The sequence below is a fragment of the Mesorhizobium sp. WSM4842 genome (assembly GCF_055901575.1).
This window is the reverse complement of record NZ_CM148372.1, coordinates 553,119-568,674: the sequence shown is the minus strand read 5'-3', so window position 1 is coordinate 568,674 and position 15,556 is coordinate 553,119. Positions and strand designations below refer to the sequence as shown.

General features: G+C 63.4%; 13 protein-coding genes. 3 read left to right on the top strand and 10 right to left on the bottom strand.

Annotation, left to right across the window (positions count from 1 at the left end; translation table 11 throughout):
• The first annotated feature begins 238 nt into the window (after positions 1–238).
• A complete protein-coding gene (locus tag AC0NIE_RS02610) occupies positions 239–1,783 on the top strand; it encodes a sugar ABC transporter ATP-binding protein (RefSeq protein WP_473488525.1) in 1,545 nt (514 codons plus the stop codon).
• A 24-nt stretch (positions 1,784–1,807) separates the two neighbouring features.
• A complete protein-coding gene (locus AC0NIE_RS02605) occupies positions 1,808–2,803 on the top strand; it encodes an ABC transporter permease (RefSeq protein WP_095494041.1) in 996 nt (331 codons plus the stop codon).
• A 52-nt stretch (positions 2,804–2,855) separates the two neighbouring features.
• On the opposite strand, the gene phnN is transcribed toward AC0NIE_RS02605, so the two are convergent.
• From phnN to AC0NIE_RS02560, 9 genes are all read right to left on the bottom strand, one after another.
• Positions 2,856–3,485, bottom strand: a complete 630-nt coding sequence (gene phnN / locus AC0NIE_RS02600; RefSeq protein WP_473488526.1) for a phosphonate metabolism protein/1,5-bisphosphokinase (PRPP-forming) PhnN — start codon at positions 3,483–3,485, stop codon at positions 2,856–2,858.
• Complete coding sequence (locus tag AC0NIE_RS02595) at positions 3,482–4,621, bottom strand: alpha-D-ribose 1-methylphosphonate 5-triphosphate diphosphatase (RefSeq protein ID WP_473488527.1); 1,140 nt, start codon at positions 4,619–4,621, stop codon at positions 3,482–3,484. The genes phnN and AC0NIE_RS02595 overlap by 4 nt, the downstream gene beginning before the upstream one ends.
• A 92-nt stretch (positions 4,622–4,713) precedes the next feature.
• Positions 4,714–5,421, bottom strand: a complete 708-nt coding sequence (locus AC0NIE_RS02590; protein WP_473488528.1) for a DUF1045 domain-containing protein — start codon at positions 5,419–5,421, stop codon at positions 4,714–4,716.
• Between the two features lie 153 nt (positions 5,422–5,574).
• Positions 5,575–6,387, bottom strand: coding sequence for a 5-deoxy-glucuronate isomerase (gene iolB, locus AC0NIE_RS02585; RefSeq protein ID WP_473488529.1), 813 nt, complete (start codon positions 6,385–6,387; stop codon positions 5,575–5,577).
• A 308-nt stretch (positions 6,388–6,695) separates the two neighbouring features.
• A complete protein-coding gene (locus AC0NIE_RS02580; RefSeq protein WP_473488530.1) occupies positions 6,696–6,908 on the bottom strand; it encodes a DUF3329 domain-containing protein in 213 nt (70 codons plus the stop codon).
• A 47-nt stretch (positions 6,909–6,955) separates the two neighbouring features.
• A complete protein-coding gene (gene iolE / locus AC0NIE_RS02575) occupies positions 6,956–7,873 on the bottom strand; it encodes a myo-inosose-2 dehydratase (RefSeq protein WP_473488531.1) in 918 nt (305 codons plus the stop codon).
• A gap of 171 nt (positions 7,874–8,044) precedes the next feature.
• A complete protein-coding gene (gene iolD / locus AC0NIE_RS02570) occupies positions 8,045–9,895 on the bottom strand; it encodes a 3D-(3,5/4)-trihydroxycyclohexane-1,2-dione acylhydrolase (decyclizing) (RefSeq protein ID WP_473488532.1) in 1,851 nt (616 codons plus the stop codon).
• A 35-nt stretch (positions 9,896–9,930) separates the two neighbouring features.
• Positions 9,931–11,865 carry a bifunctional 5-dehydro-2-deoxygluconokinase/5-dehydro-2-deoxyphosphogluconate aldolase gene (locus AC0NIE_RS02565; RefSeq protein ID WP_473488533.1) on the bottom strand — a complete coding sequence of 645 codons (1,935 nt, stop codon included), beginning with the start codon at positions 11,863–11,865 and terminating at the stop codon, positions 9,931–9,933.
• A gap of 216 nt (positions 11,866–12,081) precedes the next feature.
• Entirely contained in the window at positions 12,082–12,927 is an 846-nt protein-coding gene (locus AC0NIE_RS02560) for a MurR/RpiR family transcriptional regulator (RefSeq protein ID WP_473488534.1), read from the bottom strand.
• A gap of 155 nt (positions 12,928–13,082) precedes the next feature.
• On the opposite strand from AC0NIE_RS02560, the gene AC0NIE_RS02555 reads away from it, so the two are divergent.
• Complete coding sequence (locus AC0NIE_RS02555) at positions 13,083–14,192, top strand: Gfo/Idh/MocA family protein (protein ID WP_473488535.1); 1,110 nt, start codon at positions 13,083–13,085, stop codon at positions 14,190–14,192.
• 81 nt (positions 14,193–14,273) lie between these two features.
• Here AC0NIE_RS02555 and AC0NIE_RS02550 read toward each other — a convergent pair whose 3' ends face one another.
• A complete protein-coding gene (locus tag AC0NIE_RS02550) occupies positions 14,274–15,245 on the bottom strand; it encodes an IS110 family RNA-guided transposase (RefSeq protein ID WP_473490043.1) in 972 nt (323 codons plus the stop codon).
• Positions 15,246–15,556 lie beyond the last annotated feature (311 nt).

Here is a 15,556-nt window from a genome sequence, read left to right as displayed (position 1 = left end):
TGGAGGCAGGTGGCAACAGCTTGTCGGTGTTTGCGCTGCCCCTCATCCGCCTGCCGGCACCTTCTCCCCGTGTGGCGACGGGGACTTGGCCGCAGCGCTGGCGACCCCCTCTCCCCGTTCTTCACGGGGAGGGTAAGGGTGAGGGGCAGCGCCAAACCTTCAGCGGATTGTCCTGCTTATTGTTGACGGGCCTGCACAGGCCCGTCAGTCTTTAGCCCGCCAACTGCTGTCAGGCGTGATGAATTATTCCGAAGCATCCATCGGCGCATCCACGACCGCCCCGTTCCTCAGCCTCGAGGGCGTGCGCAAGACCTATCCCGGCGTGGTCGCGCTGGACGGGTTTTCTATGGAGGTTAGGCCCGGCGAAGTCATCGGCCTCGTCGGCGAAAACGGCGCCGGCAAGTCGACGCTGATGAAGATCCTTGGCGGCGTGACCACACCCGATACCGGCACGATCACCGTCGACGGCGTCGCCCATGACGGGCTGACCGTCGAAGCCAGCATCGGCTCCGGCATCGCCTTCGTTCATCAGGAACTCAACCTGTTCGAAAACCTCGACGTTGCTGCCAACATCTTCTTCGGCCGCGAGCCTTTGCGCGCCGGTCCGCTCAGGCTTGTCGACCGCGCCAGGCTGCGCGCGCTGTCGGCGCCGCTGCTCAAACGCGTGGGCGCCAACTTTTCAGCCGACACGCCGGTATCGACGCTGTCGCTTGCCCAGCAGCAGATGGTCGAAATCGCCAAGGCGCTGTCGATCGAGGCAAGGCTGGTGATCCTCGACGAGCCGACATCGAGCCTGCCACTTGCCGAAACCGACAAGCTGCTCGATGTCATCAAGGCGCTGAAGGCGGAGGGCATCAGCGTCATCTTCATCTCGCACCGCCTTCACGAGGTCGGGCGGGTCGCCGATCGCGTCGTCGTGCTGAGGGACGGTATGCTTGCCGGCACGCTGGCGAAGAACGCCATCAATCACGACCAGATGGTCAAACTGATGATCGGCCGCATGCTGAAGGAGAGGGAGAAGGCGGCAGAATCGGCGCGCCCGCCCGGCACCGTCGCCCTGTCGGCCAAAGCCATTCGCAGCAGCGCCTATCCCGACCGACCGGTCGATCTCGGCGTCAGGCATGGCGAAATTCTTGGCCTGGCGGGTCTTGTCGGCTCCGGCCGGACCGAACTGGCGCGCGTGCTTTTCGGCATCGAGAAGAGCCTTGGCGGTGCGCTCCAGCTTGATGGAAAGGATCTGGTTCTTGGTTCGGCCGCCGACGCCGTCTCCAACGGGATTTTCCTCGTCCCCGAGGATCGCAAGCTGACCGGAATTCTGCTCGACCTGTCGATTGCCCAGAATATTTCGCTCCCCAATCTTTCGGCGCATGCCCGGCGGTTCCTGGTTTCTGCCAGCGCCGAAGCCGTCACCGCCGAGAAGCAGAAGCGCAATCTCGGCGTCAAAGCGCCCTCGGTGGCGACGCGCACCGGCACGCTGTCCGGCGGCAACCAGCAAAAAGTCGTGCTGGCCAAATGGCTGGCCATGAACCCCAGGGTGATGATCCTCGACGAGCCGACGCGCGGCATCGACATCGGCGCCAAGGCCGAGATCTACGGGCTGATGCGGGCGCTGGCCGATGCCGGCGTCGCCGTGCTGATGATCTCCAGCGACATGGAGGAGGTGATCGGCGTCTCCGACCGCATCGCCGTTATGCATGAGGGCCAGATCTCAGGCATTCTCGACAAGGAACAGTTCAGCCAGGAAAACGTGCTGCTGCTGGCCGTGGGCAAGCAGCCGAAATAATTCGAGGGCATTGGGGAGAAGACGATGAGCAAGAAAGATCTCGGCCTGCTGATCCTGATCCTCGTGGTGGGGGCGGTGGTGGCGATCATCAATCCGCGCTTCCTGCTGCCGATCAACCTCGCCAACACCTCGAACCTGATTGGGCTGTTCGGCATACTGGCGATCGGCCAAGCTTTCGTCATCATCACCGGCGGCATCGAATTGTCGGTCGGCTCGGTGGTCGCGCTGCTCGGCGTCCTGTTCGTCGATTTCATCGCCACGCGGGGCATGGCATGGCCGGTCGCGCTGCCGCTGATCCTCGTGCTCGGCGGCATCATCGGGCTGGCACATGGCTGGCTGATCACGCGGCTCAAATTGCAGCCTTTCGTGGTGACGCTGTGTGGCCTCTTGATCTATCGCGGCGTCGCGCGGTTCTACACTGCCGACGGCACGGCGGGCTTTGCCTTCGGACAGAACTTTCCGGAACTCGAGTTCCTGACCGCCGGGCGATCCTATGGCGTGCCGAACAGCTTCATCGCGCTGATCGTCATCGCCATCGTGATGTGGGTGGTGCTGCACCGTTCGGTGTTCGGCCGCTACCTCTACGCCATCGGCAAGAACGAGGAGGCGGCGAAATATTCCGGCATCCGCACCGGCCGCGTCGTCATGGCCGCCTATGTCATCTGCGGCGTGCTGACGGCGCTGTCGGCGATCTATTTCGCGATGTACACGCGCTCGATCTCGCCGGCCAGCCACGGCCAGTTCTACGAACTCTACGCCATTGCCGCAGCCGTGCTAGGCGGCTTCTCGCTGCGCGGCGGCGAGGGCTCGCTGATCGGCGTCATCCTCGGAACGGTCCTGCTGCAGGAACTCCAAAACCTCGTCAACCTGCTCGGCATCCCCTCCTCGCTCAATTTCGCGGTGATGGGCGGGGTAATCCTCATCGGCGTATTGGTCGACCAGCAATGGGGCGTGTACCGGGAGCGGCGGCTGATGCTGGAGGCAACCCGCAAGGGCACGGCTGGTGCGGCAGCGGAATAACCGCACCGCCTCTTCCTTCTCCCACAAGTTAGCGGAGAAGGTACGGGGCAGCTTAGATTAAGCCCGACATGTCGGAGAAGGCCATCGCCTTGCGCAGCACGTCGGCAAAGCGCTCGCCGGCCGCTTCGCGCGGGCCGCTATTGTCGATCGAGGTGACGCCTGGTCCGGACAACGCCACATTGGCGCTACGCGCCAGCCGCGCCAGCACTTCGCCGCGCGACTCGCGGCCGCGCATCGCCAGCCGCTCGGCCAGGATTCCCGGCGATGCGGTGATCTCGACGATCGCCAGATTGGCATAACGATCACGCAGCGCCGGGATGATGGCGCGGGAGACATTGGCGATGGCGACGCGGCCGTTGGCGACCGACCGGTCGACTTCAGCCGGGATGCCGTAGCGCAAGCCATGCGCCTCCCAGGAGATGGCGAAGGCGCCATCCGCTTCCGCCTCGACAAAGGCCGCATCGGCAAGCGTGTCGTGATCCTCGCTTGCCGTGTCGCTCGGCCGGGTGATGACCCGGCGGACGAACTCCAGCCGCGTCCCGTCGGCAAACAGCGACCGGGCATAGCCGATCACCGTGTCCTTGCCGGCGCCGCTCGGGCCGACGACGGCGACGAAGACCCCGTCGCGGATCGGAAACGCCGCGGCCGACAATTCACGCTCGATCGACGCCGGCGCCATCATGCGACCCGGCGTCCCTGCCGCCAGACGGTGCGGACAACCGGGACATGGTCGTCGAGACGTACCCGAACCACATCGGCGCGCCGGCCCTGTTCGATGACGCCGCGGTCGGCGAGGCCGACTGCCTCGGCCGGGTTCTTCGAGACCATGGCGACCGCTTGAGGCAGGGAAATGCCGTCGACTACGTCGCCGAGGAAAAACGCCGACTGGATCAGGCTGAAGGGAATGTAATCGGACGACAATATGTCGAGCAGGCCTTCGCCGGCGAGCGTGCGGGCCGAAACATTGCCCGAATGCGAGGCGCCGCGCATGACGTTCGGGGCGCCCATCAGCACCCCGAGCCCTGCCGCCTTCGAAGCTTTTGCGGCCTCTTTGGTGGTCGGGAATTCGGCGACGCGGACGCCTTGTTCGATCGCCTCGCCGACATGGCCGGTCGTGGCGTCGTCATGGCTGGCCAGCACGATGCCGCGCTGATGGCAGGCAGCAGCGATGAAGGCGCGGTTCGGCCCAGAATTCGTCCCCGACTCCGCCATCCGCTTCTCACAGAATTGCTGGAATTCGCGATCCGTCAGCTTCAGCTTGCGCTGGTAGTAATAGGCATAGGTTTCCAAATCGACGAACTGGCGCTGTCCCGGCGCATGGTCCATCAGCGACGCCAGCTTGATCCTGTCATCGCCGTCAAAATGCGCGAAGGCTGCGAGGCAATCCGGCGCCGAAACCTCGCAGCGCAGATGGATGAAATGGTCGGCCCGCAGCCGGTCCTGCTGGACGCTGTCCTCGATCGCATCGGCCAGCTTGCGCATGTCGGCCGAATTCATGTCGGCGTCGTCGTCCATGCCGACGCGCAAGGCATCGAGCACGGTGGTGATGCCGGCGGTCGCCACTTGCGCGTCGTGAGCGAGCACCGCGGCGATCGGGTTCCAGCGCACTTTCGGCCGCGGCGCGTAATGGCCTTCGAGGTGGTCGGTGTGAAGCTCGACCAGCCCGGGAATGATGAAATCGCCGCCCATGTCCTCGCCGCTCCGGCCGGCGCCGGCGTCGATCCCGGCGATCAAGCCGTCGCGCAGCACGATCGACCCTTCGATGATCTCGTCGGCAAGCACGATGCGGGCATTGTTGAGAACGGTCTCGGCGGTCATTTCAGGCAGTCCTTGGAGCATTTTGCAGCCGATTGGAATCACCGATTGGGTGAATTGGCGTCGCACAAATGCGGTTAAAACAAATAGCCATTTCAGGCAGTTTTTCTGGCCGGGCGGCGCCCGAGCGCGTGATGGGAAAGCACCATGAACGGGGCGCCAGGTTCGGTTTCGACAAACAGGGTCAGTGCGTCCACCGGCAGCGGGCGTTGCAGGACCTGCGCAAACAGGCTGTCGATTGCTGCGCGAAGACGAGGGCTTTCCTGTGACGAAACACGGCCGGACAGCGTCATATGGAACCGGAAGGTCCCGAAGACGTAGGGGTAGCCCCACTGGCAGAGATTGCGGAATTCAGCCGGCTTCAGCGAGTCAGGGCTGCGCCGTTCGATCTCAGCCTCGCTCAGCGGCGCGCGAAAACGGTCGAAGTCGCGCACCACGTCGTCGGCGAAGCGGTTGAGCGCCGGCAGCGGTGCTTCCGGCACCAGCGCGAAGAAGCCGTCGATCTGGCTGACGACCAGCCGTGGGATCGTCACCACCGGCGTCGTCTCGGCGAAATCGTCCAGCGCCGCGCGAAGCGCGCCTTCCGTTTCGTTCGAAGCCAGCCGGAAGGGCGCCTTCAGTGTCGCATGAAAGCCGTAGCGGCGTGCCGAAGCGGTGTGGAAGGCGACTTCCGCCGCCGACAGTTCGCCCACGGCCTCGACCGGCCTCGTGGCGGCGCCGAACGGGTCGCGGCCGAGCCAATTGGCGGCGATCCGCGCCAGCGGTTCGTCCTGCCGGGGTGTGAAATAGATAGCGTAGCGCATCGAAAGTCCTCGTCAACTCCCGCTGCCATAGGCGATTTGCATGACGAAATGACGAAGCTGATGATCGCTCCTGATAACAAAGTTGTTCAGGCGGGTCATTAGCCGACGATTTTTTCGCCTTGGGCCAGTTTGCCGACCCGGACGGGCAGCGCCTCAGGCCTTCATCAGCCATTCGTGCTCGGGCGCGTTGTGGAATTTCCACGTCCGCTTCGGCCCGGCCATGACGTTGAGGTAGTAGAGGTCGTAGCCATGGCAGGCGGCACAAGGGTGATAGCCCTTTGGCACCAGCACGACGTCGCCGTCCTCGATTGCCATCGCCTCGTCGAGCGAACGAGCGCCATTCCAGTCGGCATCGGTGTAGACGCGCTGGAAGGCAAAGCCCTGCGGCGGATTGAGGCGGTGGTAATAGGTCTCCTCAAGATAGGATTCGGCCGGCAGATTGTCCTGGTCATGCTTGTGCGGCGGATAGCTCGATGTATGGCCGCCGGGCGTAATGACCTCGACCACCAGCAATGAATCGGCCGGCTTGCCTTCCGGCAGGATGTTGGTGACATAGCGCGTGTTGGTGCCCTTGCCGCGAACCTCCTGGCCGAGATCCTTCGGCGCAATGACGCGGACCGGCAGGCCGCCGCCAAGCCCCGGCGCCGAGCAGACCGCGACTTCGAGGTCGGTATCGGCGGTCACCGACCAGTCAGAACCCTGCGGTACGTAGACCGACCACGGCTTGCCTTCGAAGGGCGACATGCGTTCGCCGAGCAGGCCGAGATCCTTGCCGCCGGCCTTGGCCTTGCCCTTGCCGGTGACGAACACCAGGCAGACTTCACGGTTCGCGGTTTGTCCGGAGGCTATTTCGCCTGGCCGCAGCCGATGCAGATCGAAACCGACATAGGTCCAGCCGGCGTTTTGCGGCGTCACATGGGCGACGCGGCCATGCCCCTTATCGGCTTTGACCAGCAGTTTCGACATTGAGGTCTCCTATCCTCGACACTCGAATTCCAACTTCGTCATCCTAGGGCGAAGCAGGAGCGAAGCTCCGTCGCGAAGACCCTAGGATCCATGCCGTAACCTTGGCCGAAGGGCACAGCGGAGCAGAATTCTGCACCGTCATAATACTTCGAAGTCATGGCATGGATCCTAGGGTCTGCGCCGCGTCGCTGCGCTCCTTGCTCCGCCCTAGGATGACGAAGCGAGGGGTGTACCGGCCAATCGCCGACGCATGCGATCTGTCAGTCACGCGGTATCCGATCCAAAAACTTCTGCGCCATGGATTCCGATCATTCCTTCGGCTCGGCCGGATCCTTGCCGCCGTCGGCCGGCTTGTAGAGATAGAAGAACTGCCAGACGGCATAGCCGGCGAAGCCGAGCGCGATCGTGCCCCAGAACGGCGCGCCGGTGGCAAACTCGACCACGGCCCAGCCCAGGCAGACCGCGACGATGGCAACGCGCCGCCACAAAGGCCGGAAGAACGGATGCTCAGAGTCCTTCATCGGATCAACCCCCGCATCGGATCAGCCCTTCGCCGGGAATACTGCATTCAAGCATTGGGGAAGCCCTGTGTTGCAACCGTGTAGCCGGCGGCCATCATCACCCGCATCAACTCCTTGTAGCCGACTTGCGCCATCTTGAGCGGCGGATTCTTCTTCGGGTCCTGCTCGGCTTCGACCACGAACCAGCCTTCATAGCCGTAGTTCGCCAGCCTTTCCACAATGGCACCGAAATCCAGCGAACCATCTCCCGGCACCGTGAAGGCGCCAAGCGCCACGGCATCGAGAAAGGATTGCTTCTGGCGATCCAGTTTTTCAATCACCCCCATGCGCACATCTTTCACATGCACGTGGTTGATGCGCTGGTGATGGTTGTCGATGGCGTGCAGAACGTCACCGCCGGCAAACGCCAGGTGACCGGCATCGAGCAGCAGGGGAATGCCTTCACCCGAGTAGCGCATGAAGGCATCGAGCTCCGGCTCGGTCTCGACGACCGCCGCCATATGATGGTGATACGAGAGCGGCATGCCCTGCTCGGCGCACCATTCGCCGAACTGCGTGAGGCGCCTCGCATAGGCTTTCATCTCGTCATCCGAAAGCCTGGGCTTGGTGGCGAGCGGCTTCGAGCGGTCGCCCTGGATGGAGCGGCCGACCTCGCCGTAAACGATGCAAGGCGCGTTCACCGCCTTGAACAGATCGATCATCGGCTGGATGCGATCCTTGTTCTTGGCCATGTCTTCGTCGACCAGCGTACCGGAGAACCAGCCGCCGCAGAGCGTCACGTCGGCCTCCTTCAGGATCGGCAGCATGATTTTCGGATCACTGGGAAAACGGCGGCCCATTTCCATGCCGGTGAAGCCCGCCGATCGCGACTGGCGCAAGCACTCTTCCAGCGACACGTCATCGCTGAGTTCCGCAAGATCGTCGTTCCACCATGCAATGGGAGACATGCCCAGTTTGGCTTTCAAGTCGTCACTCCAATGTCAGTTCGTTCAATTTTCATTCGTCGGCGCTGCCCCTCATCCGCCTGCCGGCACCTTCTCCCCGTAAGGACGGCGAGAAGGGACAAACGTCAACGTTCGCGACCCCCTCTCCCCGTCCTAACGGGGAGAGGGTAAGGGTGAGGGGCAGCGCCGACATCAATCACCAACACTCTGCATCCGCCGCTTTTCTTCATAGGCTTTGCGTGCGGCGTTGACCTGCGGCCGCGAAGAAACTTCCGGCACGGCGACATCCCACCAATGGCCGCCGACATCGGTCGACACCAGTGGGTCGGTGTCGATGACCAGTACCGTCGTCTTGCTATTGTCTTTCGCCTTTGCCAGCGCCGTTTCCAGCCCGGCGATCGACGAAACCTTCTCGGCGATGCCGCCGAGGCTTGCCGCATGCGCGGCGAAGTCGATATCGGGCATAATCTCGTGGCGTGCGTCCTTCAGCAGATTGTTGAAGTTGGCGCCGCCGGTCGCCATCTGCAGCCGGTTGATGCAGCCATAGCCCCTGTTATCGAGCAGCACGATGGTCAGCTTGAGGCCGAGCATGACCGAGGTCGCGATCTCGGAATTGAGCATCAGATAGGAGCCGTCGCCGATCATCACGACGACCTCTTCACCCGGCTTGGCCATCTTCACGCCGAGCCCGCCAGCGATCTCGTAGCCCATGGTCGAGAAGCCGTATTCGGCGTGGTAGGAGCCGGGCGCGCCGGCTTGCCAAAGCTTGTGCAATTCGCCGGGCAGGCCGCCGGCGGCATGAAGCAGTATCACGCCGGAGCCCATGGCGCGCTGCACGGCGCCGATCACCTGCGCGTCGGACGGATAGGCGGCATTGGTCGACGCCGCCACCTTGCCGGCATCGGCCTGCCAGTCCTTTTTGCCCTTGGTAGCATTGTCGGTCCAGGCAGCCGGCGCCTTCCAGCCGTTCAGCGCCGCGCCAAGCTCGGCGAGCCCTTCCGCCGCATCAGTGACCAGCGGCAGCGCCTGGTGTTTTCCCGCATCGAAAGGCTGGACGTTCAGCCCGATGATGATCTTGCCGGAATTCTTGAACAGCGCCCACGAGCCGGTGGTGAAATCCTGCAATCTGGTGCCGACGGCAAGCACGACATCGGCTTCTTCAGCCAGCCGGTTGGCCGCCGAAGTGCCGGTGACGCCGACCGCGGCCATGTTGAGCGGATGATCGTCCGGAAGCGAGGATTTGCCGCCCTGCGTCTCACAGACCGGGATACCGGCGCCTTGCACCAGCTTCGCCAATTCACCGGAAGCCTGCGAATAAAGCACGCCGCCGCCGGCAATCACCAATGGCTTCTTCGCGCCCTTCAGTGCTGCCACCGCGGCCGCCAGCTCCTGGCGGTCCGGACGCGGTCGGCGCTGGGTCCAGACCCGTTCGGCAAAGAAGCTCTCGGGGTAATCATAGGCCTCGGCCTGCACGTCCTGGCAGAGCGCCAGCGTCACCGGTCCGCATTCGGCCGGATCGGTCAGCACCTGCATCGCACGGTTGAGCGCCGGGACGATCTGCTCGGGCCGGGTGATGCGGTCGAAATAGCGCGACACCGGGCGGAAGCAGTCATTGACCGTCGCCGTGCCGTCGGAAAAATCCTCTGCCTGCTGCAGGACGGGGTCGGGGATACGATTGGAGAAGACGTCGCCGGGGAGAAACAGGACGGGCAACCTGTTTACATGCGCAAGTGCCGCCGCCGTCACCATGTTGAGCGCGCCGGGGCCGATCGAACTCGTCGCCGCCATGAACCGGCGACGGAAATTGGCCTTGGCGTAGGCGATCGCCGCATGCGCCATCGCCTGTTCGTTGTGAGCGCGAAAGGTCGGCAATTCGTCACGCACCTGATAGAGCGCCTCGCCGACGCCGGCGACATTGCCATGGCCGAAGATCGCCCAGACGCCGCCGAAGATCGGCATTTTTTTGCCGTCGATCTCGGCCATCTGGCGGGCAAGAAAGCGGGTCAGCGCCTGCGCCATCGTCAGGCGGATTATCTTGGTCATGTTGTTTTCCTCCGCAGTCCTTATGTCGCGCCTTCTTATGCTGCTTTGCGGTCGCGCACGGCAAGCCATGCCTCGGTCAGCCTCTCGAAGCGCGACGCCATGTCGGCCACCGCCTCGTCGTCCGAGATCTTGCCGGCAAGCCATTGTTCGGCCGCGTTGATGAAGATGGTGCGGCCGACGGCGAAGCCCTTGACGATGGGCGCCTTGGCGGTCGCGGCAAAGGCCGCTTCCAGCTCGTCATGTGGCGCTTCCAGGCCGAGCAGCACAATCCCGCGGCACCACGGATCGTTCTTCAGGATCACCGCTTCGATCTTTGCCCAAGACCCGGCTGAAGCCTGCGGTTCAAGCTTCCACCAGTCGGGCTTGATATCAAGCGCATAGAGTTCTTCCAGCGCCCGTGGGATCGTCGTGTCGTCGAGCTTGCCGTGCTTGCCGGCGATGATTTCGATGAGAAGTTCTCTCCCCACTTTCCGCGCGGCCTCGAACAGGCTTTTGAGCTTTTGCTGCTGCTCGGTCTTCAGCGCCTCCGGGTCGTCGGGGTGGTAGAAGCACAGGCACTTGATGCAATGGTCGACCGGCCACTCGATCAATTGCGAGCCGATATCCTGCGAGAATTCGAAACGAAGCGGCCGAGATCCGGGCAATTCGACTGGCCGGCCAAGCCAGGCGAAGGAATGGCGGGCGAATTCGAACATCGCCTCGCGGCCGTATTTTTCGTCGAGCAGCATGCCGTAACCGGCACGGCCGGCGGCGACCTTTGCCGCCGCCTTGACCGTCAGCACCTTGAAATCATGGATACGCGACGGATCGGCACCGGCTTTCGCGGCGACATCGTCAAGCTGGATACGGTGATCGCAGGCCAGCGCCATCAGCGAGGGAATATCGCGCCGGCGCGTCGTCGCCCAATGGATATGGTTGATCGCCTCGTCCTTGCGCAAGGCCAGATGCTTGCTGCCGTTCTTCAGGAAGAACTGCAGTTCCTCGAAGGTCGGGTATTCCGGCGCGCAGAGCAGCCGCGACACGGCGAAGGCGCCGCAGGCATTGGCCCAGGTCGCCGCCGTCTCCAGGCTTTCCTCGCCGAGCCAGCCGCGCAGGAAGCCCGACATGAAGGCATCGCCGGCACCGAGCACATTGTAGACCTCGATCGGAAAGCCCTTGCCGACGATGCCGTCTTCGAGATCATCGCTGATCGGCCCATCATAGACGATGCAGCCCATGGCGCCGCGCTTCAAGACGATCGTGGCCTTGGACAGCGAGCGGATGGTCTTCAACGCGCTCAGGCAATCATCCGCACCGGAGGCGATCATGATCTCTTCTTCGGTGCCGACGATCAGGTCGCAGTCGGGCAGCACTGTCTTCAGCTGGGCGGAGACCCGGTCGGATTTCACGTAGCGCTCGAAGCCTTCGGCATGGCCGGCGAGACCCCAGAGATTAGGGCGGTAGTCGATGTCGAACACCACCTTGCCGCCCTTGGCCTTGATAGTGCGGATCGCCTTGCGCTGCGCGGCATCGCTGTTGGGCCGCGAAAAATGCGTACCGGTGACGACGATCGCACGTGCCGAAGCGATGAAGGCTTCGTCGATATCGTCTTCCGAAAGCGCCATGTCGGCGCAGTCGGAGCGGTAGAAGATCATCGGCGAGACGCCTTCGTCCTCGACCGACAGCAGCACCAGCGCGGTCAGCCGGTCCGGGTCGGTCCTGAGGCCGGCCACGGAAACGCCCTCGCGGGTCAGCTGCTCGCGGATGAAGCGGCCCATCTGCTCGTTGCCGACGCGGGTGAGCAGCGCCGAGCGCAGGCCGAGCCTCGCCGTGCCGACCGAAATGTTGGCCGGACAGCCGCCGACCGACTTGGCAAAGGAGGTGATGTCCTCCAGGCGCGAGCCGATCTGCTGGCCGTAGAGGTCGACCGAGGCGCGGCCAATGGTGATGACGTCGAGCGGCGCATGTTTCGCGTCCACGGCTTCGCCCATTCAAACCTCCCATCAGCCTTGTTGTCTTGGGTAACACGCGCGAGCGGCAGCGTGGCGCCGGCAATATGAAATAATAATTCCAATCCATAGTCAATATGGAACGCGCATTCCTTTGCTGAAAAGTGCTAGACCATGATCCCGAACCGAAGGTCAGCGAAGCAAAAAAGTGGCGCCCGGTTTTCGGAAAAGAGCATGGTCAAACAAGAGAAAAGTTGTCTAGGCCTTGCGCTTCCTGCCCGCATCGCGCCGCTTTTCGCCAACCGCAACGGTCAGCGCCATGGCCAGCGCCATCGTTGCCGACAGCGACCGGAAGCCGGCGAAATCGGCCTCGGCGACCTCGAACCAGACTTTGGCGAACTGGGCGAGCGGCGAAAACGAACTGTCGGTGATCGCCACGATCGGCACGCCTTGCTCGGAAATGACGCGCGCCTCCTCGATGGCCGCCGGGGCATAGGGTGAGAAACTGATGGCGATGACGGCATCCCTGGGCGAGGCAAAGCTGATCATCTCGGCGTTGAGGCCGGCGGCCGATTCGATCAGCTGGTTGCGGATCTTGAGCTTGCCCAGCGCATAGGCGATGTAGGAGGCGACCGGATACGAGCGGCGCTTGGCCAGCACATAGATCGTCTCCGCCTTCGCAAGCAGGGCGATCGCATCTTCGAAATGGTCTTCGTTCAACCTGCCTGAAATATCGTTGAGCGAGGTGCTGGCCGCGGCGACGAAGCCGTCGAAAATCGCCCGGTGACCGGCGCCTTCCTCGGCCTTGGCGCGCAATGCCGCCAGCCTTTCGTCATAGGACGAATTGCGCTCACGCAGCCGCTCGCGAAACACCAGCTGTAGGCTGGTGAAGCCGTCGAAGCCGAGCTGCTGGGCGAAGCGGATCAAGGTCGAAGGCTGGACGCCGGCGGAGGCGGCAATGCTGGCGGCGGTGCCAAAGGCAATATCGTCGGGATTGTCGAGCGCATAGGCGGCGATCTGCGCGATGCGCTTGGGCAGGCTATGGCGCCGTTCCAGGATCGTCGAACGCAGCGTTTCGAAATCGCGGGGCACCCGTTCGTCCATCGTCGCTCCGCCTAAGCCATCAATCGATGCCGTGTGTGCCCCATCATAGCGAGCCTGTGCAAGAAGGCCATAAAAAATGAGGCATGCGTTCCATTTCTGGATAAAATGGACTAATTCATCCACACAAAATCGTCCTGGCAGCGGAGACAAGGGAAATGGTCGGAGTCGGTCTTATCGGCACAGGCTTCATGGGCAAGTGTCACGCCATCGCCTGGAACACGGTCGGCACCGTCTTTCCCGACGTGGCCAAGCCAAGGCTGGTCCATCTCGGCGAGGTCACAGAGGACCTTGCCAAACGCCGTGCCACCGAATTCGGTTTTGCCAAGGGCTCCGGCGACTGGCGCGCTGTCGTCGATGATCCGGATGTCGATATCGTCTCGCTGACCACGCCCAACCAGTTCCACCCGGAGATGGCCATCGCCATCCTCGAAGCCGGCAAGCATTTGTGGTGCGAAAAGCCGATGGCGCCGAGCTTTGCCGAGGCGCAAGCCATGGCGGCGGCGGCCCAAAAGTCCGGCAAGGTGGCGGCGCTCGGCTACAACTACATCCAGAACCCGGCCATCCGCCATATCGGTGCGCTGCTCGACGAGCAGATCATCGGCGAGGTCAACCATCTGCGCATCGAGATGGACGAGGATTTCATGGCCGACCCGGAGGCGCAGTTCTTCTGGAAGCACGAGGCGGCGTCCGGTTACGGTGCGCTCGACGATTTCGCCGTGCATCCGCTGTCGCTGGTCGCCGTGCTGTTCGGCCGCGTCGCCCGCGTCATGTGCGACATGGCAAAACCCTATGCCGATCGCCGCGTCGCGTCGGGCGGGCGCCGGGCGGTTGAGACCTACGACATCGCCAGCGTGCTGATGCATCTCGAAAACGGCATTGCCGGCACGCTGCTGGTCAACCGTTCGGCCTGGGGCCGCAAGGGCCGGATCGCCATCCAGATATTCGGCTCGAAGGGCTCGATCCTGTACGATCAGGAGCGGATGAACGAGTTCCAGCTCTATCTCACCGCTGACCGGCCGACCGAGCAAGGCTATCGCACCATCCTGGTGGCGCCGCATCACAAGCCCTACGACGCCTTCCTGCCGGCACCCGGCCACGGGCTTGGCTTCAACGATCTCAAGATCATCGAATGCCGGGAGCTTTTGACGCGGCTGGCCGGCAAGCCGGCGCGGATCATCGATTTCGACGGGGGCCTCGAAATCGAGCGCACCGTGCATGCCATGGCGAGCTCATTCGAGGAACTGCGCTGGGTTGATGTGAGGTAGCGCCGGCGTTGGCTCACCTTCTCCCCCTGTGGGAGAAGGTGGCCGAACGAAGCTCGGTCGGATGAGCATCTGTGTTTGTTGTCAAGGGGCGATTGGGCTCCAGAAGCGGTCTTGGGCGATGAGTGCGTTGGCCATGACGACGAGCTTTCGCATGACGGCGACGAGGATGACCTTTGCGGCCTTTCCGGCGTTGCGCAGGCGTGCGGCGAAGGCGGCAAGGTCCTTGTTGTAGCGGCTTGCCGACAGCGCCGCCATGTAGAGGACGTTTCTGACAGCCTTGCGTCCGCCTTTGATTGCACGGCGGCCCTGACGCGGCCCGCTGTCGTGGGCGACGGGGGCGAGGCCGGTCAGCATGGCCGCCTGTTTGGCGTTGAGCGTGCCCATCTCGGCGAGACCGACCAGCAGCGCGGTGGCCGTGATCGGGCCAATGCCCGGGATCGACACCAAGATGGCGTGGCGGCGGGCAAGGGCGGGGTCGGCCGAGATCAGGCGAGCGGTTTCGGTTTCGAGACGGACGAGGTGGCGTTCGATCATCCGCAGTCTGCGCTTGAGTTCGGCGCGCAGAAAGGGGCTTTGGAGTGTCGCCAAGCGGTTGATGAGCGCGGTGCGTTCGGCACTGGCGGCACCGCGCACGCCGACGATTTCCTGCAATGCTTCCATCGCAAGCGAAGCCGGTACCGTCTCGGCCGGTTCGAGTGCGACCCCCATCAAGGCCAGCAGCCTGGCGTCGATCCTATCGGTCTTGGCGAGCTGGCCGCAGGCTTCGGCAAAGAGCCGAGCGCGCAGCGGGTTGACGACGGCCACGGCCAATCCCGCCTCGTGCAGCGAGCGTTGCGCCGCCCGATGGTATTTGGACGTCGCCTCCAGGACCACCCGCCTCACCGCAAGCTCGCCGAGCAGGCGCTTCAGCCGCCGCAGTCCGCCACTGTCATTGGCGACGCGGAAGCTCTTGCCGGCCGGATGGACGTAGACATCCAGCCACTCTTTACACACGTCGATGCCGGCATAGACTGGCGGCGTCGCATTCGGTTCGGACAATACCTTGCCTTGCATGCGGGACTTGCTCCCCATCATCTGTTCAGGACCAATGTGAGAACGAATGGACCTTGCTCATCCGCGGCTCACACCAAGGGGCGTACGGTCCCATCCGTCCACTCCCCGGCGGACGGCCATCCGTCGGGGAGTACAGCTATCTTGCACAAATAGCCGCAATCCGAACATGCAAGGGGTGTTGGACGGATCGCTACCTTTGAAGTTATAAGCCTTTAAAATCATTCCTTTTTTTAACGCAGCATCCCGTCCGGCACCCCTCATCCGGCTCGGCGCTGCGCGCCGATTCACCTTCTCCCACAAGGGGAGAAGGT